Origin of the sequence: Sphingomonas sp. OTU376 (genome assembly GCF_038440415.1) — a bacterium.
Classification (GTDB): domain Bacteria; phylum Pseudomonadota; class Alphaproteobacteria; order Sphingomonadales; family Sphingomonadaceae; genus Sphingomonas; species Sphingomonas kyeonggiensis_A.
Window position 1 is genome coordinate 154958 of sequence record NZ_JASATQ010000001.1, and the last position, 21318, is coordinate 176275.

At 68.5% G+C, this 21318-nt stretch carries 17 protein-coding genes and 1 riboswitch; of the genes, 6 read left to right on the plus strand and 11 right to left on the minus strand.

All coding sequences use genetic code 11. From position 1 onward, the window contains the following. Positions 1 to 32 precede the first annotated feature (32 nt). Both AAHM44_RS00840 and AAHM44_RS00845 read left to right on the plus strand, forming a co-directional pair. Positions 33 to 503: a heme-degrading domain-containing protein gene (locus AAHM44_RS00840; protein WP_342248682.1), complete on the plus strand. Its 471-nt coding sequence runs from the start codon at positions 33 to 35 to the stop codon at positions 501 to 503. After that, entirely contained in the window at positions 500 to 1522 is a 1023-nt protein-coding gene (locus AAHM44_RS00845) for a Gfo/Idh/MocA family protein (RefSeq protein WP_342248683.1), read from the plus strand. The genes AAHM44_RS00840 and AAHM44_RS00845 overlap by 4 nt, the downstream gene beginning before the upstream one ends. Here AAHM44_RS00845 and AAHM44_RS00850 read toward each other — a convergent pair. Further along, positions 1512 to 3644 (minus strand): beta-glucosidase, encoded by a 2133-nt coding sequence (locus tag AAHM44_RS00850; protein WP_342248684.1) that lies wholly within the window; start codon positions 3642 to 3644, stop codon positions 1512 to 1514. The two genes, AAHM44_RS00845 and AAHM44_RS00850, sit on opposite strands and share 11 nt — an antisense overlap. 314 nt (positions 3645 to 3958) lie before the next feature. Next, on the minus strand, positions 3959 to 5248 hold the full coding sequence (locus AAHM44_RS00855) for an Hsp70 family protein (RefSeq protein ID WP_342248685.1): 1290 nt from the start codon (positions 5246 to 5248) through the stop codon (positions 3959 to 3961). A 111-nt stretch (positions 5249 to 5359) separates the two neighbouring features. Here AAHM44_RS00855 and AAHM44_RS00860 point away from each other — a divergent pair, with 111 nt between their 5' ends. From AAHM44_RS00860 to AAHM44_RS00870, 3 genes are read left to right on the plus strand one after another with little or no spacing between them, the layout of a single operon-like run. Further along, positions 5360 to 6985: a DUF4153 domain-containing protein gene (locus AAHM44_RS00860; RefSeq protein ID WP_342248686.1), complete on the plus strand. Its 1626-nt coding sequence runs from the start codon at positions 5360 to 5362 to the stop codon at positions 6983 to 6985. 11 nt (positions 6986 to 6996) lie between these two features. Then, positions 6997 to 7698, plus strand: a complete 702-nt coding sequence (locus AAHM44_RS00865; protein WP_342248687.1) for a response regulator transcription factor — start codon at positions 6997 to 6999, stop codon at positions 7696 to 7698. Further along, the gene (locus AAHM44_RS00870) at positions 7683 to 9275 is read left to right on the plus strand and encodes a sensor histidine kinase (protein ID WP_269573202.1); all 1593 of its coding nucleotides are present in this window, start codon (positions 7683 to 7685) and stop codon (positions 9273 to 9275) included. The genes AAHM44_RS00865 and AAHM44_RS00870 overlap by 16 nt, the downstream gene beginning before the upstream one ends. Positions 9276 to 9397: 122 nt before the next feature. On the opposite strand, the gene AAHM44_RS00875 is transcribed toward AAHM44_RS00870, so the two are convergent. From AAHM44_RS00875 to AAHM44_RS00900, 6 genes are all read right to left on the minus strand, one after another. Beyond that, positions 9398 to 10801 carry an efflux transporter outer membrane subunit gene (locus AAHM44_RS00875; protein ID WP_342248688.1) on the minus strand — a complete coding sequence of 468 codons (1404 nt, stop codon included), beginning with the start codon at positions 10799 to 10801 and terminating at the stop codon, positions 9398 to 9400. 4 nt (positions 10802 to 10805) lie between these two features. After that, entirely contained in the window at positions 10806 to 11936 is a 1131-nt protein-coding gene (locus tag AAHM44_RS00880) for an ABC transporter permease (protein ID WP_342248689.1), read from the minus strand. After that, positions 11936 to 13030, minus strand: a complete 1095-nt coding sequence (locus AAHM44_RS00885; protein ID WP_446745935.1) for an ABC transporter permease — start codon at positions 13028 to 13030, stop codon at positions 11936 to 11938. Before AAHM44_RS00885 ends, AAHM44_RS00880 begins: the two co-directional genes overlap by 1 nt. Before the next feature lie 32 nt (positions 13031 to 13062). After that, positions 13063 to 14790, minus strand: a complete 1728-nt coding sequence (locus AAHM44_RS00890; protein ID WP_342248690.1) for an ATP-binding cassette domain-containing protein — start codon at positions 14788 to 14790, stop codon at positions 13063 to 13065. 138 nt (positions 14791 to 14928) lie between these two features. Continuing rightward, entirely contained in the window at positions 14929 to 15936 is a 1008-nt protein-coding gene (locus AAHM44_RS00895; RefSeq protein ID WP_342248691.1) for an HlyD family efflux transporter periplasmic adaptor subunit, read from the minus strand. Then, entirely contained in the window at positions 15933 to 16556 is a 624-nt protein-coding gene (locus tag AAHM44_RS00900; RefSeq protein WP_342248692.1) for a CerR family C-terminal domain-containing protein, read from the minus strand. Before AAHM44_RS00900 ends, AAHM44_RS00895 begins: the two co-directional genes overlap by 4 nt. A 157-nt stretch (positions 16557 to 16713) precedes the next feature. Continuing rightward, positions 16714 to 16793, plus strand: a riboswitch (ZMP/ZTP riboswitch). Positions 16794 to 16811: 18 nt separating this feature from the next. On the opposite strand from AAHM44_RS00900, the gene AAHM44_RS00905 reads away from it, so the two are divergent. Then, positions 16812 to 17501, plus strand: a complete 690-nt coding sequence (locus AAHM44_RS00905; RefSeq protein WP_342248693.1) for a DJ-1/PfpI family protein — start codon at positions 16812 to 16814, stop codon at positions 17499 to 17501. Positions 17502 to 17632: 131 nt separating this feature from the next. Here AAHM44_RS00905 and AAHM44_RS00910 read toward each other — a convergent pair whose 3' ends face one another. The 3 genes from AAHM44_RS00910 to AAHM44_RS00920 are packed head-to-tail and all read right to left on the minus strand — an operon-like array spanning position 17633 to position 21298. Then, entirely contained in the window at positions 17633 to 19027 is a 1395-nt protein-coding gene (locus AAHM44_RS00910; protein ID WP_342248694.1) for a UdgX family uracil-DNA binding protein, read from the minus strand. Positions 19028 to 19082: 55 nt separating this feature from the next. After that, positions 19083 to 20102 (minus strand): SO2930 family diheme c-type cytochrome, encoded by a 1020-nt coding sequence (locus AAHM44_RS00915; RefSeq protein WP_342248695.1) that lies wholly within the window; start codon positions 20100 to 20102, stop codon positions 19083 to 19085. Then, a complete protein-coding gene (locus AAHM44_RS00920; RefSeq protein WP_342248696.1) occupies positions 20099 to 21298 on the minus strand; it encodes a parallel beta-helix domain-containing protein in 1200 nt (399 codons plus the stop codon). The genes AAHM44_RS00915 and AAHM44_RS00920 overlap by 4 nt, the downstream gene beginning before the upstream one ends. Positions 21299 to 21318: the final 20 nt, after the last annotated feature.

Below are 21318 nucleotides of genomic sequence, written 5' to 3' on the forward strand. Positions count from 1 at the left end.
CGCTAAATTAAATCATAATCGGAGAGCGGGCAATGGAGCTGGAAGCAATCGACCGCGAGGAGCAATCACTCCTGCTGCAGCGCTTCGACGCCGACGACGCCTGGTGGCTCGGCTGCCATCTGCGCAAGCGCGGGGCGGCAGCCAGTGCCCCGATCGCGATCGAGATCCGCCGCGCCGGCACAAAGCTGTTCAGCGCGCTGCTGCCCGGCGCCACGGCCGACAATCTCGGCTGGATCGACCGCAAGATCGCGCTGGTGATGCGCTTCGAGCGTTCCAGCTATGCGATGCGCCTGAAGTTCGATGCCGCGCCGCCGGGCGCTTTCGATCGCTTCGGCCTGAACCTTGGCACCCATGTCGCCGCCGGCGGGGCGGTGCCGATCCGGATCGCCGGCACCGGGGTGATCGGCGCGGTCGCGATCAGCGGCCTCGCCCAGGAGGAGGATCATCGCTACGCCGTCGACGCGCTCGCCGCATTGAAGGCGCACCAGGAGGCCCAGGCATGAGCGCCGCACCCGTGCGCTGGGGCATCCTCGGCCCCGGCAACATCGCCCGCGACTTCCTGGCAGGTGCCGCGGGCTCGACCACCGGGACGATCGCCGCGCTCGGCACCCGCAACCCGAACCGGCCCGAGCTCGCCGCGCATTTCCCCGGCATCCGCGTCGTCACCGGCTATGAGGCGCTGATCGCCGATCCCGGGATCGACGCGATCTACATCGCCACCCCGCACAGCCATCACGCGCACTGGGCGATCGCCGCCGCGCAGGCCGGCAAGCATGTGCTGTGCGAGAAGCCGATGGGCGTCTGCGCCGCCGAGACCGAAGCGATGTTCATCGCCGCCCGCACCGCCGGCACCTTCCTCGGCGAAGCCTTCATGTACCGCTTCCACCCGCTCGCCAGCCGCATCGCCGAGCTGATCCGCGCCGACGCGATCGGCGCGATCCGGATGATCCGCTCGAGCTTCGGCTTCGCGGTGCCCGAGGAAGCGCGGGCCGGCCACCGGCTGTTCAAGCCCGAGCTCGGCGGCGGCGCGATCCTCGACCTGGCCGGCTATCCGGTATCGATGGCCGGGCTGATCGCCGGTGCCCGGACCGGCGGTGCCATCCCGATGCCCAATATGATCCGGGCAATCGGCCATATCGGCCCGAGCGGTGTCGATGAATGGACCTCGGCGCTGCTCCGCTTCCCCGGCGGGATCACCGCCGATCTCTCCTGTTCGATCAGCGTGCGCCAGGAGAATGTGCTGCATGTGATGGGTACCACCGGCCGGCTCGAGGTCGATCAGTTCTGGTTCGCCGGCGGCAAGACCGGTGGGGTGAACACCATGCGCCTGATCCGCCCGGACGGCAGCCGCGAGGACTTTGCGGTCGAGGAACCGCGCCACCTCTACAGCTTCCAGTTCGAAGCCGCGAACCGGGCGATCCGGTCGGGCAGCCGCGAGTTCGCCCAGCCCGGCCTCGACGCGGCGGACAGCATCACCACTGCCCGCATCGTCGATCGCTGGCTGGCCGAGATCAGAGCGTAACGCGCGTCTCGATCAGCTGGTCGGACGCACCGCCGACCAGCACGCGATAGTCGCCTGCCTCCAGCCGCCAGCCATGCGTCGCCGGATCGCGCCAGCAGAGACTCTCGAGGCTGACGAATAGCTGCACGATCCCGGTCTCGCCCGGCGCCAGCGCGACACGGTCGAAGGCGCGGAGCAGCTTGAGAGGCTGCTCGGCGTCGATGCCCGGTGCGCCGATATAGCATTGCACGACTTCCTCGGCGGCCATCTCGCCGTCATTGCGCACCGCGACCGAAACTTCGATCGCACCATCCACCGCACGCGCGGTAAGCCCACGATAGGCGAAGCGCGCATAGGACAGGCCATGGCCGAAGGCGTAGCGCGGCGTCACCTGGTCGCGGTCGAGCTTGGTATAGCCATGCCAGCGATCATACTCGATCGCATCGGCATCGCGATCGAAGAACGGATAGTCCCCCGCATCGCGCGCCACGGTGAAGGGCAGCTTGCCCGAGGGGCTGACCTCGCCGAACAACAGGCTGGCCAGCGCATGACCGCCTTCCATGCCGGCATAGAAGCTCATCAGGATCGCGCTGGCATCCTCGCGCCATTCCTCGACCAGTACGGCCGAGCCGACGACCAACACGACGACCACCGGCTTGCCGCTCGCCGCCGCCGCGCGGATCAGCGCGACCTGCGCTTCGGGCAGGCCCAGCGACAACCGGTCGCCGCCGATCGGCTCCTTCGAGATGCTCGGACGGCCCGGCTTGCCATCGGCGCCGAGCGCGATGTCGCCGATGATGTACTCGCCTTCTTCCTTGGCAGTGAAGCCGGCGACCACGACCACGGCATCGGCCTCGCGCGCCAGCTGCGTCGCGGCACCCAGGTCCTCGCCGCTGGCATAGGCCACGGCATCGTCACCAAGCAGCGCGCGCAGGCCCTGGAGCGGGGTGATGACATAGGGCGTGCGCACCCGGCTCGATCCGTTGTCGCCGGTATTCTCCATATCGGCGAGGCTACCCAGCACCGCGAGCTTGCGCACCTTGGCGCGATCGAGCGGCAGGGTCCCGTCATTCTCGAGCAGCACCGCGCATTTCTCGGCCACTTCGCGGGCCAGCGCACGATGGCTGTCCTGCGCGATCAGGTCCTTCGAGTAATCCTCCAGCGGGTCTTCCTGCGCGGCGAAGCGGAACTGGGTGGTGAGGATGCGGCGGCATGCCTGGTCGATCACCTCGGGCTCGATCGTCCCGGCCTCGACCGCGGCGACCAGCTTCTCGCCGAACACAAGCGGCTCGGGATTCTCCACGTCGAGCCCGGCGGCGGCGCCGTACACCTTGTGGACGCCGCGCACCCAGTCCGAATGGACGAACCCTTCAAAGCCCCATTCGCCGCGCAGCACATCGGTCAGCAGCGCGCGGCTCTGGCCGCAGAACTCGCCATTCACCTTGTTGTATGCGGTCATCACCGTCGCCACGCCGGCGTCGAGGCAATGCCTGAAGTGCGGCAGATAGACTTCGTGCATCGCGCGCTCGTCGGCGGTCACGTTCACCTTGAAGCGTGCGTTTTCCATGGAGTTCAGCGCGAAATGCTTCACCGTGGCGATCACGTTATGCGCCTGGATGCCGGTGCCCATCGCAGCGCCCATCACGCCGAGATGCCAGGGATCCTCGCCATAGGTCTCCTGCGCGCGGCCCCAGGCGGGGTGGCGCAGCAGGTTGATGCAGACCGCGCCCGAGAAGCTGCAATCCTGCGCGCGCGCCTCCACGCCCATCACTTCGCCGACGCGCCGCTCCAGCGCCGCATCGAAGGTGGCGCCGCGCGCCATGGTGCAGGGGAAGCAGGTGGAGCCGACCCGGGTGACGCCACGCGGACCATCGGTGAACATCAGCGGCGGGATGCCCAGCCGCTCGGCGCCGCCGCCGGCGCGATAGGGCCGCGCGCCCCAGATCCGATCGTCCTCGGCGAGCGCATCGAAGAAGCCCTTGCCGGACATCATCGTGACCTTCTCGTCGAGGGTCAGCTCGGCGAGCACCCGCGTCACCAGTGCATCGATTTCCTGCGCGCTGGCGCCCTTGGCCGGCATCCAGCCCGATTTTGCGCCTGCTTCTTCCGAAATCGATCCCGTGACCACGCGCGCCCTCTCCATTCTGCTTGTCGCCGCCCTGGATTCCCAAAGCAGAATTAGCGCTAAAGCATACAAGCAAGAGCTTGGAAAGATTGAAAGCGAAGATTCGGGGGTGGGCGAGCCTTGCAATGTAGGATTTCGCCTGCTCGGCTTGCGCGGCCGACCCGGGGTCAGCCGCTCCTTGGAGCTGCGGGAAAGATAGGATCCGCCGCGCGCAACGATCGTGCGGGATGCGGCGCGTTCCCGTAGACAAGGTCAAAATTGCGGGCCGGAAAACCCGCTCCTGGCCTGTACTTCGTGTACTTTGGCGAGTCGCCGTCGCCCGGGATGTTGGATCACGCCGTCCAGGCGGCGATGTCCGGCTCCTGCCCGATCAGCGCCAGGCCATGCGCGATCGAGGTGAGCTCGCCGCCCATCGCCAGCTTCTCGGTGCCGAAGCGCTCGGCGAACAGCCGGCGGACACGCGGGGTCAGCGAGGTGCCGCCGGTCAGGAACACCCGGTCGATCGCCTGGGGCTCGGTGCCGGCCATGGTCAGCGCGCGGTCCACCGCCGCTTCGATCCGGGCGATATCGGGCGCGATCCAGTCCTCGAACTCGGCGCGGGTCACATCGGCCTCGATCGCCAGCTCACCGCCCTCGAAATGGAAGTGCGCCGCCTCGTCCGAGGAGAGCGCCCGCTTGAGCGCGCCGATCGCGTGGTAGAGCTGATAGCCGAGCTCGCCTTCGATCACCGCGATCATCCGCCCGATCGCCTCGGGATCGAGCGCGGCGCGCTTGAGCTTCTCGAGCTCGGCCAGCGTCTTGCGGTTGCGCATCAGCGCGAGGCGCGACCAGTCCGAAAAGTCGGTGAACCAGCCGCCGGGGATGTCGAGGACCTTGTCGAACGAGCGATAGCTGCCGCCCTTGCCGAGCAGCGGCAGCACCAGATGCTCGACGATTCGCTGGTCGAACCGGTCTCCGGCGATGCCGACGCCGGCATGGGCCAGCGGCACGCAGCGCCGCGCCGCGCCCGGTGCCTCGATCCGCACCACCGAGAAATCGCTGGTGCCGCCGCCGAAATCGGCGACCAGCACCGTCGCCGGCTCCTCGATCCGCGAGGCATAGCTGAACGCGGCGCCCAGCGGCTCATAGACATAATGGATCTCGGCCCCGAAGCCGGCGAACATCATGTCATAGCGCTGGCGGGCCAGCGCGTCGTCGGGCCGGCTGCCGGCATATTCGACCGGCCGGCCGACCACGACGCGGCGTGCGCCACCGTCCAGCGCGCCGCCCGCCCGTGCCGCCATCAGCCCGAGAAAGGTGCGGCCCAGCTCCTCGAAGCGCAGGCGCTTTTCGAAGACGATCGCATGCTCGAAACTCGCGCTCGCCGCGACCGACTTGAACGACTGGAGGAAGCGGCTGCCCTCCGGGAACTCGAGATATTCGGCGATCGCCCAAGGGCCGGCAGCCACCGCCAGCCCGCCGCGCACATCCTCGTCCTGCCAGAAGCACAGGGCCGATCGGAACACCGGATCGGCACGCTCCGGTCCGGCAAGCTGGACCAGCTCGGAGCGGCCATCGACAGCGAGCGCCGCGACGGAATTGGTGGTGCCGAAATCGAAGCCAAGGGCGGGAAGCTGAGTCATGGTCGGGCGCCTCTATCGCCCTGCACACTATCTGCACAGCCTCTCCACCGGCTTCGGCATCCGGGCTGGACGGCGATGCGCGATCAGCACCCCCGAACCTGGGAGACCCGCATGGCGCATCGTTACCTTTTCCTGCTCAAGATCCCCGCCGCGATCCTGCTGATCGTCGCCGCCGACCAGCTGCTGCTGAACGGCGAGATGGGATCCTGGTTCGGCGGGCTGGCGCTCGGCTGGATCGGCCTGCTGCTCGCCGTCCGCCCGGCGCTGCGCCGCCCCGCGAGCCTGATCGCCCTGGCAATCGCGGCCGGCTTCGCGCTGGTGCTGGCCTATGATCCGTGGCCGCTCGGCTGGGCATTGTTCTGGAGCGCGCTGTCGATCGCCGCGCTGATGCCGCGAATCGGGCGGTTCGACGATGCCGGACGCTGGGGCCTGCGCCTGCTCGCGCATGGATTGAGCGGCCCGCTTACCCCGTTGCTCGACCTGGCCCGCCTCTCGCGCCGGCGCCCGCAGCGCGGCGGGCGCACTCCGTCGAACCTGCTGACGTTGCTCGTCCTACCGCTGGCGATGACCGGCCTGTTCGTCGCCTTGTTCGCCAGCGCCAACCCGATCATCGCCGAGACGCTGGGCCAGGTCCGCCTGCCCTGGTTCGGCGAAGTGGTCTTCTGGGGCATGACCTTGGTGGTGGTCTGGCCGAGCCTGCGCCCGTCGCGCTGGGCGACGCGTGTCACCACATTGCTGCCGCGCACCGGAATGCCGCTACCGAGCCTCCCTGTCGCGTCGCTGCTCCTGTCGCTGATGCTCTTCAACCTGGTGTTCGCGGTCCAGAACGGGCTCGACCTTGCCTTTCTATGGAGCGGCGCGGCGCTACCCAAGGGGATGACGCTGGCGGACTATGCCCATCGCGGCGCCTATCCGCTGATCGCCACGGCGCTGCTCGCCGGATTGTTCGTGCTGGTCGCGCTGCGGCCCGGCTCGGCGAGCGCCGCCAACCCCGCGATCCGGCGGCTGGTAGTGCTGTGGGTGGCGCAGAACCTGTTGCTGGTCGCCTCGTCGATCCTGCGCACGCTCGACTATGTCGAGGCCTATTCGCTCACTGCTTTCCGCATCGCCGCGCTGGCCTGGATGGGGCTGGTGGCGATCGGGCTGGCGCTGATCTGCTGGCGGATGCTTGCGGGCAAGAGCGCCGCCTGGCTGATCAACGCCAATGCGCTGATGGCCGCGCTGGTGCTGAGCACCGCGAGCGTGGTCGACCTCGACGCCAGTGCCGCCGCCTGGAATGTCCGCCATGCCCGCGAAGTCGGCGGACGCGGGGTGGAACTGGACCTCTGCTACCTGTCGCGCAGCGGTTCCTCGTCGCTGGTTTCGCTGGTCGAGCTCGAGCGCCGCCCGCTCCAGCCCGGCTTCCGCGACCGGGTGCGCTTCGTCCGCGACCTTCAATTCCGGATGCTCGCCGACGCCCAGGCCGACTGGCGTAGCTGGACCTGGCGCGGTGCCCAGCGGCTGGCCACTGCCCGCCACATGCTCGGCGCCAACCCGCCCAAGCCCGCAGCCCTGCCGCCCGGTGCTTTCCGCGACTGCGACGGCTCGATCCAGCTGCCCGCCCCGCCGAGCGCCCCCGAACCAGCCCCGGCAACCGCCGCCAACGCAGCCGAAGCCGCAGCCCGGGCCACCGAGGCCGCGGTCGCCAACGCCACGGCCAATGCCACTCCGCCATTGACCGGAGCAGCGTCGCGATGATCCAATGCCCCATGCCCCGCACCATCCTTGTCGCCGATGACGATCCCCATATCCGCCAGCTGCTCGTCTTCGCCCTCGCCAAGGCCGGGCTCGAGACGCTCGAGGCAGCCGATGGCGAGGAGGCGCTGAAGATCGCCGAGACCCAGGCGCCCGATCTGATCGTGCTCGACATCAACATGCCGCGCATGGATGGGCTGGAGGTCTGCCGCCGCCTGCGCGCCGAGGGCGGGCTGCCGATCCTGTTCCTCTCCTCGCGCGACGACGAGATCGACCGGATCATCGGCATCGAGCTGGGCGCGGACGATTATGTCACCAAGCCCTTCTCCCCTCGCGAAGTGGTTGCCCGGGTGATGGCGGTGCTCCGTCGCACCGCCGCCCACGCGCCCGATGTCGCTCGCGCCGCCCCGCCGATCCGCCATGGCAGGCTGGCCCTCGATACCGAGAGCTGGGAAGCGCGCTGGGCAGGCGCGCCGGTGCCGCTTACCGTCACCGAGTTCGGCATTCTCCGCACCTTGGCGGGCATGCCCTCCAAGGTGTTCAGCCGCGACGCGCTGATCGACCGGCTGCGCGGCCCCGGCTTCGCGCTGACCGACCGTACGATCGACAGCCATATCCGCAACATGCGCGCCAAGTTCGCCCAGGCGGGCGCGCAGGACCTGATCGAGACGCGCCCCGGCATCGGCTATCGCATCGGCGCATGTTCGGAAGGCTGACCGAAGCGATCAAGGCGCCGATCCGGCGCTTCTGGCCGCGGCTGCGGCTGCGGACGATCCTGCTCGTCACCTTCGTGTTCGTGGCGGCGCTGCCCGGCGTCGGCGCGCTGTTCCTGCGCGTCTACGAGAACACGCTGGTCCGCCAGACCGAGGCGGAGCTGATCGCGCAAGGGACGGCCCTGGCGGCAGTTGCCAGCGCCGAATGGCCGGGATCGAGCGGCCCCGAGCTGATCCGCGAGCCGCCCCGCGCCTCGCGCGGGATGGCGGGCGGGCCGCTCTCGACCATCGACCTGGGCAACGCCCCTGGCCCCGAGCGTCCCGAACCGGTGGCCGTGCCCGGCAGCGCCAACCCCGATGCGCTCGCCGCCGCCGCCCGGCTCGCACCGCTGGTAGAGACGACGGCGGACGGCACGCTCGCCTCGATCCTGCTGCTCGCCCCCGATGGCCGCATCCTGATCGGCAAGGATGCGGGCAAGAGCCTGGCCGGCCTGCCCGAGCTGGCCTCGGCGCGTGCCGGCCACCCCCAAACGATGCTGCGCCGGCGCGGCGACTATCGTCCCGAATATGCCTTTGAATGGCTGAGCCGCGCCTCGGGCCTGCGCATCCACCATGCCCGGCCGGTGCTGGTGAACGGCAAGATGGTCGCGGTATTGCTGCTCTCCCGCTCACCACGCGCGCTGTTCCGCGGCCTTTACGAGGATCGCGGCAAGATCCTGTTCGGCATCGGCGCGATCTTCGCGACCCTGGTGGTATTGAGCGGCCTGCTCTCGCGCGGCATCGCGCGGCCGATCGAGATATTGAGCCAGGCGACCCGCGACGTGGCGCGCGGCGGCGGCACCGTGCCCGAGGCGCCGCGTACCGCCGCGATCGAGATCCAGGCGCTCTACAGCGATTTCGCGACGATGGCGGACGCCATCGACCGGCGTTCGCGCTATCTGCGCGACTTCGCCCATGCGGTGAGCCACGAGTTCAAGACTCCGCTCGCCGGCATTCGCGGCGCGATCGAGATCCTCGAAGACCATCATGCCGACATGGACGAGGCGGACCGCCGCCGCTTCCTCGCCAATGCCGGCGCCGATGCGGATCGCCTGGCCCAGCTGGTCACTCGCTTGCTGGAACTGGCGCGGGCGGACATGGCCGAGGCCGATGCGGACGCCGCCACCGATGTCGCCCTGCCGCTGCGCCGGATCGCCGATGCCTGGACAGATCGCGGACTGGCGATCACGCTCGACCTGCCCGAGGCCCTGCCCCGCGCCGCGCTGCCCAGCACCATGCTGGAGGCGATCGTCGAGAGTCTGGTCGAGAACAGCCGCCAGGCCGGCGCAACTCGGGTTCGGATGGCGGCGATGCAGGCGGATGGCGAGATCCTGCTGACCATCGCCGATGACGGCCCCGGCATTCCCGAGGCCGATCGCGCGCGCATCTTCGAGCCCTTCTTCACCAGCCGCCGCGCCGCCGGGGGTACCGGCCTGGGCCTGCCGATCGCGCGCTCGCTGCTCGCCTCGCATGGCGGCACGATCGCGCTGGGAACGGCGGAAACCGGGACGTGTTTCGAAATTCGCGTGCCGGCCGTCTAGATCTGCCCGACCGATCTTGCGCTGCTGCGCCGGGCAAACGCGATCTGCGAAGGGAAGGAAGCCGGCCTGCAACCGCCAGCTGGAGCAGGCGAAATCCTACATTGCTAGCTTTCCGGGCGCGCTCAGCTCCAGCCGCCGCCGAGCGCCTTGTAGAGCGCGGTCGCCGCCTGCGCCTTGGCGGCGCGGGCCTGCTGGTCGCGGCGGGTGGCGGCGAGCAGCGACTGCCGGGCACGTTCGAGCGTCAGCCGATCGTCCTCGCCGCGATCCGCGCGTTTCTGGGCAAGCGAGAACGCACTCTGCTCGCGTTCCAGCGACACCGCGGCGTCCTCCGCGGCGGCGCGGGCGTTGAGGAAGCGGTTGATCGCCGCCTCGCTGTCCGAGAGCGCGCCGACCACGGCCTTTTCGTAACGCGCCGCAGCGGCATCCGCGCGGGCATCGGCGGCGCGGATCTGGGCGCGGATCGTGCCGCCCTGGAAGATCGGCCAGGAGAAGCTCGGCCCGATCTGGAGCCGGAAGGAATCGCCCGAGACGAGATCGCCGGGCTTGCGCGCCTGCTGGCCGATGCTGCCGAGCAGGCTGAAGCGCGGGAAGAGATCAGCGGTGGCGACACCGATATCGGCGGTCGCCGCCGCAAGCTCGCGTTCGGCGCGGCGGACATCGGGGCGCCGCTCGAGCAACTGGGAGCGCAGGCCGATCAGGATCGCGTCGGGGCTGGCCGGCAACGGACCCGCCATTCGCAATTCCGGCACCAGCTGCTCGGGCGGCACGCCGGCCAGAGTGGCGATGCGATAGGCGGCGGCGCTGGCCTGGGCGCGGGCGTTGGGCACGGCTGCCGCACTCGCCCTGGCGGCGCTGTCGGCCCGGTCGAGCTCGAGCCGCGAGGCTTCGCCATGGTCGAAGCGGAGCTTTGTGAGACGCGCGAGCTCGGCATCCGAGGAGGCCTGCGCCTCGGCGGTAGCGCCATCGGCCTGGGCGGCGCGCAGGTCCATATAACCGCGGACGACTTCGGCGATCAGCGTGAGCATCACATCGCGCCGGGCATATTCGGCGCTTTCCTCGCGCGCGGTTGCGCCTTGCATCTGGCGAGTGCGGCGGCCCCAGAGATCGACTTCCCAGCTCGCATCGAAGCCGAGGTCGTAGAGCGGGAAATCGCGCGAGAAGCCGGGGAACGGGATGTTGCCGATCGGCAGCTGGCCATTGTTGCTCAGCACATTCTCGGTCGCCGAGCCCTTGGCAGTGACGCTGGGCAGGCGGCCGCCGGCGATCGCCTCGCGATTGGCGCGGGCCTCGGCCAGCCGGGCCTGGGCTTCCCGGAGGTCGGGGCTGGAGGTCACTGCGCGCCGGACCAGCGCCGAGAGTTGGGGATCGCCGAACCGGTCCCACCATTGCAGATCGACCTGGCCGGGCGCGCCTGCCTCAAGCCAGTCGGGCGCGGCCTTTGTCTCGGGCGCATGATAGTCCGGGCCGACCGTGCAGGCGGAAGCCAGCAGCATCGGCAGCAGGAACAGCGGGAGCGAACGGGTCATCTTGTTACTCCATGCGCGCACGGAAGAGCCAGGCCGAGGCGGAAAGCGTCACGCAGGCGATCAGCGCCAGCGGCCAGAGCTGGTGGAACACCGCCGCCGCCGGCATCGCCTTGAGGAACAGCCCCTGGACGATGGTAAGGAAATAGCGGGCGGGATCGAGATAGGTGATCGTCTGCAGCCAGTCCGGCATGTTGTCGATCGGGCTGGCATAGCCGGAAAGCAGGATCAGCGGCGTGGTGACGAGGAACACGCCGAGGAACGCCTGTTGCTGGGTCTGCGAGGCTGCGGAGATCAGCATGCCCAGCCCGATCAGCGCGAGCAGGTACATGCCGAGCGACAGGAAGAAGAGCAGCAGCGATCCGGTGAAGGGCACGCCGAAGACCAGGGGCGCAACCACCAGATAGACGCTGCCGTTGATCATGCCGATGATGAAGGGCGGCACCATCTTGCCGATCAGGATCTCATGGACGCGCAGCGGCGAGACCATCAGCTGGTCGAACGTGCCCAGTTCCCGCTCGCGCGCGACCGATTGCGAAGTGACGGCAAGCCCCGCCACCGAGGTGATGATCGCGACCAGCGAGGGTAAGGTGAACCAGATATAGTCGAGCGCCGGGTTGTACCAGTTGGTCACCACGCTGCCGCCCGCTGCCCCGCGCAGCTGGGGCGGAGCGAGCTCGGCGCCCAGGGTGCCGGCGATATTGGTGATATAGCCGGTGACGATCTGGGCGGCGTTGGAGCGGCGGCCGTCGAGCACCAGGCCGATCGTCGCGCTCCGGCCGCGGGCGAGCTGCCGGTCGAAATCCTCGTCGATCACCAGGGCGGCGATCACCTTCTGGTTGTCGATCGCCGATTTGAGCTCGGCGGGGGTCGCCAAGCGCCTGATATGGCGGAAGTTCGGGCTGCCGGCGATGCGCTGGACCAGTTCGACCGAATGCGCGCCCGAGCTGCGATCGAGGATGCCGATATCGACATTCTTGACGTCGAGCGTGGTCGCATAGGTGAAGATGAACAGCTGCATCAACGGCGGCACGAACAGCACCAGCCGCGACTGCGGATCGCGCAGCACCGCCCACATCTCCTTGACGATCATGGCGACCAACCGGCGCAAGCCGGCGCCTTCAAGGAGCCGGCGCATCAGTCGAGGCTCCGGCGGGTGACGCGGAAGGAGAGCGTAAAAAACACCATGCCGAACAACAGCATGATGCCGATATTGGGCAGCAGCAGCCCCCATTGGTCGCCGGCGAGGAACACCGTCTCGAGGCTGGGGATCAGGTAGCGCGCGGGGACGATATAGGTCAGCGCCTGGATCGGCCAGGGCATCGAGCCGATCTCGAAGATGAAGCCCGAGAGCAGGAAGGTGGGGAGGAAGGCCGAGAGCAGCGCCACCTGGCTGGCGACGAACTGGTTCTTGGTCGCCGCCGAGATGAACAGGCCGAGGCCCAGCGCAGGCATCAGGAACGCCGAGGAAATGGCGTAGAGCGCGAAGATCGAGCCGCGGAACGGCACCCCGAACACCCAAACCCCGATCACCGCGCAGAGCGTCATCGAGGCCTGCGCCAGGAAGAAATAGGGGATGACCTTGGAGGCGATGAACTCGGCCATGGAGATCGGCGTGGCCATCATCGCTTCCATGGTGCCCCGCTCCCATTCACGGGCGACCACCAGCGCGGTCAGCAAGGTGCCGACCATGGTCATGACATTGGCGATCGAACCGGGAACGAGGAAGAATTTGCTCTTGAGTTCAGGGTTGTACCAGTAGCGCGCCGAGACGATCACCGGGGCCTCGCGGGCACCGGGATTGCGCTCCAGTCCTTCGGCCGCGGCCCAGCTCGCCCGCACGCCCTCCCCGTAAGCCGCTGCGAAATTGGCGGTATTGGGCTGGGAGCCGTCGGTGACGATCTGGATCGGCGGCATGTGCCCGCGCTTGATCCCGGCGCCGAAATCCTGGGGGATGACGATCAGCGCGCGAAGCTCGCCATCGACCAGCTTGTCGCGCACCTGCGCCACCGTGCGGGCCTCGGTCACTTCGAAATAGCGCGAGTTCCTATAGGCTTGCGCTAGGCGGAGCGCGGGTGCGCTGCTGTCCTGGATCACCAGGCCGACGCGGGTGCGGGTGCTGTCGAGCGATACGGCATAGCCGAACAGGAAGAGCAGGATCATCGGCAGCACGAAGGCGATCAGGAAGGTCGACGGATCGCGCAGGATCTGCGCGGCCTCCTTGCGGACCAATGCGGCCAAGCGCCTGAGATCGAAGCGGAACCTCATGCGGCCTCGCGCGCCTCGCGCTTGCGGTCGAACGCCTCGATCAGGGCGATGAAGGCATCCTCCATCGTCGGATCGGGGGCACCGGTGAGGCGGGCGGCTTCGGCCTTGAGCTCGTCCGGGGTGCCGGTGGCGATCTGCTCGGCGCGGTAGATCAGGGTCGCGCGGTCGCAATATTCGGCTTCGTCCATGAAGTGGGTGGTGACCAATACGGTCACCCCCTTCTCGACCAAACCATTGATGTGCATCCAGAATTCCCGGCGCGTCACCGGATCGACGCCCGAGGTGGGTTCGTCGAGGAAGAGCACCGGGGGCTCGTGCATCACCGCGCAGGCCAGCGCCAGGCGCTGCTTGAAGCCCAGAGGCAAGGTGCCGGCGTTGACGTCGAGCTTGTCGTGCAGCTCGAATATCTCGATCATCGCCTCGATCGCACGCTGCGCCTTGTCGCGCGGCAGGTCGTAAGCCCCTGCAAAGAAATCGAGATTCTGGCGGATCGAGAGGTCGCCATAGAGGGAGAATTTCTGGGCCATATAGCCCAGCGACGCCCGGGCGGCGGCGGCGGACTTGCGGAGGGACTTGCCGGCGACCGCACCAGTCCCCGAAGTTGGCGAAAGTAGCCCGCAGAGCATCTTGAAGGTGGTCGACTTGCCAGCGCCATTGGGTCCGAGCAGACCGAATATCTGTCCCCTTGGGATGCGGAAGTTCATATCCCTGGCCGCGGTGAACGCGCCGAAGACCTTGGTGAGCCCGTTCGCCTCGATCGCGCAGTCCGTGGTCTCGGGGATCGTCCGGTAGCGTTCGGCGAGAGCGGAAGTGCCCTTGGGCCCGCCGCCCAGCCGCTCGATGAAGCCGTCCTCGAAGCGCGGGTCGGCGGTGTCCACCTTGGTGTCTGGTCCGGCTGAAAGCGCCTGCGCATCGGGCACCGGCTTGCCGTCGGCGACCAGCAGGCGGACCGAACGACCCTGGATCGTGCCGTCGATCACATCGTCGCGGTCGAGCGCGCGGGTGAGGAACTGGCGGCGGCGCGCCTCGAAGCCGCTCACCCGGATCACCCGGTCCCGCACATGGCCGGTGAGCTCGGCGGGAGGACCGTCGAACAACAGCTTGCCTTCATTGAGCAAATAGACGGTGTCGCACTTCTCCGCCTCGTCGAGATAGGCGGTCGACCAGAGCACGCCGATGCCCTGTTCGGTAAGATCCCCCACCATAGCCCAAAGCTCGCGCCGGCTGATCGGATCGACGCCGACCCCGGGCTCGTCGAGCAGCAACACCTTGGGAGTCTTCACCAAGGCACAGGCAAGCCCCAGTTTCTGCTTCATGCCGCCCGACAGCTTGCCGGCCAGCCGGTCCTGGAAACGGGCGAGATCGGTGAACGCGAGCAGCCTGTCGAAACTATTCTGCTGCTCGCTTCGGGGCAGCCCGCGCACTTCGGCGTATAGTTTGAGGTTCTCGAGGACGGAGAGGTCTTCGTAGAGCCCGAAACGCTGGGGCATATAGCCGAGCGTTTCGAGCTTTTCCCCCGGCTTACCCCCCAGGACCGAAACAGTCCCCGAAGTGGGCGCCATCAGTCCGGCGAGGATGCGGATGAGCGTGGTCTTGCCCGCGCCGTCCGGCCCGACCAGGCCGGTGATGCGGCCGGGCTCGATCGCCATGGAGACACCGTCGAGCGCGGTGGTGGCGTCGAAGGTTTTTACGAGGGCGGTGGTGCTGGCGAGGGGTTGGGTCATTTCGCCCTCAGCCAAGTTCCCGCGTCACCCTGAACTTGTTTCAGGGTCCAACGCGCCTCAAGCGATATCGCCGGGGGAGCGTTGGATGCTGAAACGAGTTCAGCATGACGAAGAAGAGGGGGCAGCGACGCCACCTCCTCAATCCTTGTGCTTGGGCCGCGCGCCCGGCACCGAGACGCTGACCGGCTGGCCCTGGCGCAGGCCGTCGTCGGGATCGTCGATGATGATGCGGAGCTGGTAGACAAGATCGGTGCGGAGGTTCTCGGTCTCGACCGTCTTGGGCGTGAACTCGGCGCGGGGCGAGATATAGCCGATCGTGCCGTTGTAGCGCTTCGGGTTGCCGTCGGCGGTGACCACCACCTTCATCCCTGGGCCGATCCGCGAGAGATCGCTTTCCGCGACATAGGCGCGCACCCGCAGCGGCCGCATGATCGCGAGCGTCAGCACCGTCTCGCCGGGCTGGACGATCGCGCCGGGCTCGCGGGCGCGGGTGACGACGGTGCCGTCGGTGGAGGCGAGCAGGCGCGCGTCGCCGAGATCGGTGGCGGCGCTCTGGCGGGCGGCGGTCGCCGCGCGGACATCGGCGGCGGCGGCCGCCACGTCCTCCTTGCGGCTGCCGGCGTTCATCAGTGACAGCGCCTGCTGGGCCTGGGCGAGATCGGCGCGCGCCTTGTCGCGGGCGGCGACGGTCTGCTCCCAGATGTCGCGGCTGATCGCGCCGGGCTCGACCAGAGGCTGGCGGCGGGCATAATCGCGATCGGCATCCTGGGCGACCGCGGCGGCGGCGGCGACCCGGGCACGGGCCTGGGCGATATCCTGGGCGCGGTTGCCGTTGCGCAGCTTGGCCAGCTGGGCCTCGGCCTGGGAGACTTTCGCATCGGCCTGGGCGATGCGGCTGTCGAGCGTGGCGGCATCGAGCGTGGCGAGCAGCTGGCCCTGCCTGACCTTGGCCCCCTCCTCCACCGTGATGCCCGAGATCCGGCCATTGACCCGGAAGCCGAGATCGACTTCGCGGATATCGACATTGCCGTTCAACTTGAGCGCGCCGTCATCCTTCGCGCGGAACAGGCCGAAGCCGCTGGTGGCGATCGTGGCGATCACCAGCACGACGATGACGACGAGGATCGCGATGCGGCGACGGTTCATGCGGGATTCTCCGACAGGATGCAGAGGGCGTTGGCGCGCAGGCGGGCGCGGAGCAGTTTCTGGGTGGGCTCGTCGATCGTCTCGACCGAAAGGATGCGGGTGACGGCGGCACGGGCGACGCGCAGCACCAGCGACTGGCCGAACAGCAGGATCCCCATCGCCAGCACCTCGCGCTCGCCGAGATCGGTGCGGACGCGCTTGAGCGTGGCGACGAAGGTCTCGACCACGCCCTGCATCACCCCGGTATAGAGCCGGTCGAACGCTTCGGTGGGGTTCTGCTGCTCGCGGGTGATGAACAGCGCCCAGGCTTCGGTCTGTGGGCTGAGCATCATCAGCGCGAAGCCGTCGAGCACGGCAAGCAGCGCCTCGATCGCTTCCTCGCGGCTGCCCTTCTCGGCGACGGCGCGGGCGGCTTCGAGGGCCGGCCCCTGGATGGTCTTGACGCTGGCGGCGATGTGATCGGCGGCGGCGAGATAAAGGCCCTGCTTGCCGCCGAAATGATAGGTGATCGACGACATCGCCGTGCCCGAGGCACGGGCGATCTCGCGCGTGCTCGCCCCTTCATAGCCGTGGCGGCCGAACTGCTCGATTGCCGTGTCGATCAGGATCTGGCTGGTCATCGCACCGAATCCTGTTCGTTCGAACGAACTAATATTGGATGCACGGATGTGAAGCAAGGGGTTTACTGGCGGGTTCCCTGTTTTGCTCCCCGGCGGAAGCCGGGGATCAGGTGGGGACAGTGCTGCGTGACAGACGCGCATCACCGGCGTAGGTTCCCGCTGTTCGCGTGACTGGCGACTGGATGGAGCACCATCGGGAAGCGCGAATGCTAACGCCGCATCGCCTGGGCACCCCTTCGAGATTGGAGGATCCTGATGCCCGAACCGCTGCATATCGCTTTCCTGCTGTTCCCCGACGTGACCCAGCTCGACCTGACCGGGCCGGCGCAGGTGCTGTCGCGCATGGGGAATGTGACGCTCGACCTGGTGGCGAAGACCCGCGATCCGGTGCGCACCGATGCGCTGTTCGACCTGCATCCGACCGCCACTTTCGCCGAGGTGCCGCGCGCGGACCTGCTCTGCGTGCCGGGTGGGTTCGGCACGGTGGCGGCGATGGAGGATGCCGAGACCTTGGGCTGGTTGCGGCAGGTTGCGGAGGAAGCGACCTGGGTGACCAGCGTGTGCACCGGATCGCTGCTGCTCGGCGCGGCGGGGCTGCTGCGCGGCTACCGATCGGCCTGCCATTGGGGATCGCGCGAGCAGCTCGCCTGGTTCGGCGCCGAGCCGGTGGCCGAGCGGGTGGTGTTCGATCGCAACCGGGTGAGCGGCGGCGGGGTGACCGCGGGGATCGACTTCGCGCTGGCGCTGACCGCGGCGATCCGGGGCGAGGCGCATGCACGGTTCGTGCAGCTGAGCCTGGAATATGATCCGGCGCCGCCGTTCGATGCCGGATCGCCGGAGCGGGCCGGGGCGGAGACGGTGGCGCGCTACCGGGCGATGGTGGAGAAGTTCGCGCCCGGGCGGGCGGAGAAGGTGAAGGGGATTGCGGAGCGGCTGGGGTTCTAGCGCGCAAATCCTCCCCCAGCTTGTCTGGGGGGAGGGGCGGCGGTGGTACACCGCCGTCTGCGACGGCGGCCCCTCCACCATTCGCTACGCGAATGGTCCCCCTCCCCGAGCAAGCTCGGGGAGGAATTGATTCAGGCCAGCGCCTTCGCCGCGCCTTTCAGGTCCTCGACGAACGCGGCGAACTCGTCCTCCGCTTTCGCGCGGTCCGGCAGGCGGAGGAGGTAGCTCGGGTGGACCGTCACCCAGCCGCGGCCGCCATCGGGCAGGTCGAGCGCCCGGCCCCGCACCGCGCCGATCGTCACCGTCTTGCCGAGTATCTGGCGGGCGGCGGTGGCGCCCAGCGCGATCGTGAGTTCGGGCCTCACCAGCAGGCGCTCCTGCTCATACCACCAACGGCATGCCTGGATCTCGCCGGCATCGGGCTTCGAATGGATGCGACGCTTGCCGCGCGGCTCGAACTTGAAGTGCTTGACCGCGTTGGTGACGTAGACACTCGCGCGGTCGATCCCGGCCTGCGCCATCGCCCGGTCGAAGACTTCGCCGGCGGGGCCGACGAACGGGTGGCCGGCCAAGTCCTCCTGGTCGCCGGGCTGCTCGCCGACGATCATCATCCGGGCATCGGCCGGGCCTTCGCCGAACACGGTCTGGGTGGCGTGCCTGTAGAGGTCGCAGCGGGTGCAGTGCGCGGCTTCCTCGCGCAGGGCGTCCCAGGCATGCTCGACATTGCCGCCCGGCCTGGGCTGGGTCGCAACCATCGCTGTCTCCCGCTGGCGCGCGGTGGCGACCAGCTCCTTGACCAACGCGGTCTCGGGCATGTTTTTCCAATATTTGCGCGGCATCTCCTTGAGCATCGCCCCGGTCTTGAGACGGGCCGGGTTGAAGATCGACGCGTAATAGGTCTTCCAGATATCCTCGACCGGGTCCTCGCCCGGGGCATCGGCGGCGGTTGCGCCGGGACCTTCGGAGAGCGTTTCGGTATCCCAGTGAAGCGAGAGCTCGGGGGTGAGGATCGACCAGCGCATCGAGGTGAAGCGCTCGACGAAGAAGCGGGCATTGGCGCGGACGATGTGGTGGATCGGCTCGAACCAGGCGACATAGCGCGTGTTGGGCTCGCCGGTGCCGGGAAAGGGTTGCGCGTCCTCGACTTCGCGGAAGCGGACAAAGGCGCGCATCTTGTGGATGTCGCGGCGGACCTCGCGGGCCATGCCCTCGAGCCGGCGGACCAGCGGATCGGCCGCGTCGGCGACGCGGTGGGGATCGCCCGCGAGCAGCGCGTAGAGCAGGGCGAAGCGCTCGGGGTCCGAATGGAGGATCGCCGACTGGGCGAGGTCGAGGAACGCGCGGGGAACCTTGAGCGGGCGCGGGGCGGCGGGGGGCAGCACCGCTTCATCGGCGAACAGGTCGACGGGCGTGTCGCCGACCTGCCAGAGGATCTCGGATGCGAGGACGCCGGCCTGGGCGAGGCCGCGCGCGGCGTCGCGCCAGCCCTCGAAATCATCCTCGCTTGCCAAAGTAACTACGCGCAACGCTTGCCTCCAAAACCGTCATCCCCGCGCAGGCGGGGATGACGATGAAGGCGGTTTAACGCGCTGAATCGGATTTCGGCATCGATTCGATCCAGTCGCGGACCAGCGCGACGCCTTCCTTGTGGACCGTCGCGCGGCCGAGCTCGGGCATGGCGATGCCGGGGTCGGTCGATTGCATGCGGTAGAGCAGGATCGACGCGTCGGGATCGCCGGGGACGATGTCGAAGTCGCGGGTACCGGCGCCGCGGCCGGCGGCGGTGGGGCGCTTGAACAGGCCGGTCTGCTCGGGATCGGTGCGGGCCAGTTCGAGGAACAGGCCGGAGTTGGACGCCGCACCCTGCGGGTTGTGGCAATGCGCGCAGTTGATCTCGAGCCAGGCGCGCGCCCTGAGGCCGAGCGGCGCTGCGGTGTCGTCCCAGCGGGCGACCTTCGGGGCGTCGGCGGGGAGCCGGTCGAGCATGCCGGCGGCGAGCAACTGCTCGAGCTGGCCGCCATGGTTGAGATAGCGCGCCTTGATCCCGATCGGGACGACCTGGCCGGCAAGGCCGTGGCAGTCCTTGCACTGGTTCTGGTTGGGGACGGCGTAGGAGATGCTGTGCCGCTCGCCGGAGGGGTCGGTGAAGGTGACGGGGATGCGCGTGCCGGCGCGCTTCACGTCGGCGTCGGTGCCCTCGGCGTTCCAGACATAGGGGATCGGGGTCCAGCCGCTGGCGCGGTGGAGCAGGACGCGGGTCTCAAGCGGCTTGAACACGCCGTTCGTCCGGTAGCCGAAGGTCTTGATCAGCGCGGCGCCGACGGGGAGGTCGAGCGGCCTGTCGGGGTCGTATGTCGCCCGGCTGCCCTCGGGCAGATAGAGGTAGCGCTCCTTCTCGGCATAGTCGGAGAAGAGCGGGGTTTCGAGGGTATAGGCCATCAGCCGCGGGGCTGGGGTGCGGGCCTTGAGATCGGTGAAGAAGGCGTAGTCGGAGAGGTGCGCGGGCCAGCCTTCGGCGGTGATCGCGGCGTCGTTCACGCCCGTTGGACGGCCGAGCAGCGCGGCGGCGAACAAAGCGGCCGCGCCGAACAGCGCCTTCATTTGGCGGCGGCCTCCATCGATGCCGGCAGCTTGAAGGTCTGCCAGGGCGGCGGGATCTCGTTGTCGAGCTTGATCAGCTGCGGCTTGGCGGTGTCGAGCGGGGCACCGAGGGCGAGCGCAAGGGTGAGCACCGGACCGTCATCGCCGGTGAGCTTGACCTGGTCGCCACCGGTGCCGTCCCAGAAGACCGGCGGGAGCGTGCCGCCGAGCATCCTGGCAAGCAGCGCGCCGCCGGGCATGGCGGGGGCGAAGCCGGCGCGGCCATGCTTGTTGCCGGCAAGGCGGATGTTGCGGGGATAGGGATCATAGCCCTTGTCCTCGAACGGCTTGCGATAGGCGACGACCATGATGTTGGCGGTACCGTTGCCGCTGAGGTCGTTGGCGGTCACGGTCACGTCGTTCTCGGCCATCACCAGCACGCCGGTACCGGTGGGCACGGTGGCGACGATGTTGCCGGGCGGGGCGAAATTGGGGGTGTCGTTGTCGACCACCTTGTTGCCGGTGACATTGACCCAGCCGGCGCCGCGATTCGGCAAGGCGGGCAGGTCGAACACCAGGATGCCGCCGGTATTGTGGGTGGCGAGGTTGTTGGTGACCTCTGCGAAGCCGCTATTCTCGATCTCGATGCCGGCGACATTGTATTTCGCCACCGAGTTGCGGACGATGATGCGGTTGGACTGGCCGACGTAGATGCCGGCATCCGATGCGCCCATGACCGTCACGCCGTCGATCAGCACGTCGCTGCTCTCGACCGGGTAGACGCCATAGGCGCCGTTGGTCGCCTTGGGGCCGCCAGTCCATTCGACGCGGATGTTCTTGTAGACGATCCGGTCAGCACCCTTGGACTTGATGCCGTCGCCCTTCGAATCCTCGACCGCGAAATCGCGGAGTACAACGTCGTCGGACGTGACGAGCAGCCCCTCGCCTGCCCCGAGCTGCCCCTTGAAGCTGAGCACGGTCCTGAGCGGTCCGGCACCGCGCACCGTGACGCCGCCCACGTCGAGGCTGAGGCCGTCGGTCAGCTCGAAACGGCCGGCGCCGATGCGGACGGTGTCACCTGGCTTCGCGTCGAGCAGGGCGGACTGGAGGCGTTCCTGGGCATTGGGGCCCGCCTCGACGATGATGTCCTTCGCCAGGGCCGGAGTCGCGACAAGCATCGCGCAGGCGAACGCGGCGGGCGCACAGAGTCGAAGCATCCCTCTCTCCCTATTTTTGG

Excerpts from the sequence above, each read along its gene's own strand:
- AAHM44_RS00890 (WP_342248690.1), bottom strand. The coding sequence starts at position 14,790 with ATGACCCAACCCCTCGCCAGCACCACCGCCCTCGTAAAAACCTTCGAC.
- AAHM44_RS00845 (WP_342248683.1), top strand. The coding sequence starts at position 500 with ATGAGCGCCGCACCCGTGCGCTGGGGCATCCTCGGCCCCGGCAACATC.
- AAHM44_RS00895 (WP_342248691.1), bottom strand. The coding sequence starts at position 15,936 with ATGAACCGTCGCCGCATCGCGATCCTCGTCGTCATCGTCGTGCTGGTG.
- AAHM44_RS00840 (WP_342248682.1), top strand. The coding sequence starts at position 33 with ATGGAGCTGGAAGCAATCGACCGCGAGGAGCAATCACTCCTGCTGCAG.
- AAHM44_RS00860 (WP_342248686.1), top strand. The coding sequence starts at position 5,360 with ATGGCGCATCGTTACCTTTTCCTGCTCAAGATCCCCGCCGCGATCCTG.
- AAHM44_RS00900 (WP_342248692.1), bottom strand. The coding sequence starts at position 16,556 with ATGACCAGCCAGATCCTGATCGACACGGCAATCGAGCAGTTCGGCCGC.
- AAHM44_RS00855 (WP_342248685.1), bottom strand. The coding sequence starts at position 5,248 with ATGACTCAGCTTCCCGCCCTTGGCTTCGATTTCGGCACCACCAATTCC.
- AAHM44_RS00870 (WP_269573202.1), top strand. The coding sequence starts at position 7,683 with ATGTTCGGAAGGCTGACCGAAGCGATCAAGGCGCCGATCCGGCGCTTC.
- AAHM44_RS00880 (WP_342248689.1), bottom strand. The coding sequence starts at position 11,936 with ATGCGCCGGCTCCTTGAAGGCGCCGGCTTGCGCCGGTTGGTCGCCATG.
- AAHM44_RS00850 (WP_342248684.1), bottom strand. The coding sequence starts at position 3,644 with ATGGAGAGGGCGCGCGTGGTCACGGGATCGATTTCGGAAGAAGCAGGC.
- AAHM44_RS00875 (WP_342248688.1), bottom strand. The coding sequence starts at position 10,801 with ATGACCCGTTCGCTCCCGCTGTTCCTGCTGCCGATGCTGCTGGCTTCC.
- AAHM44_RS00865 (WP_342248687.1), top strand. The coding sequence starts at position 6,997 with ATGCCCCGCACCATCCTTGTCGCCGATGACGATCCCCATATCCGCCAG.
- AAHM44_RS00915 (WP_342248695.1), bottom strand. The coding sequence starts at position 20,102 with ATGAAGGCGCTGTTCGGCGCGGCCGCTTTGTTCGCCGCCGCGCTGCTC.
- AAHM44_RS00905 (WP_342248693.1), top strand. The coding sequence starts at position 16,812 with ATGCCCGAACCGCTGCATATCGCTTTCCTGCTGTTCCCCGACGTGACC.
- AAHM44_RS00920 (WP_342248696.1), bottom strand. The coding sequence starts at position 21,298 with ATGCTTCGACTCTGTGCGCCCGCCGCGTTCGCCTGCGCGATGCTTGTC.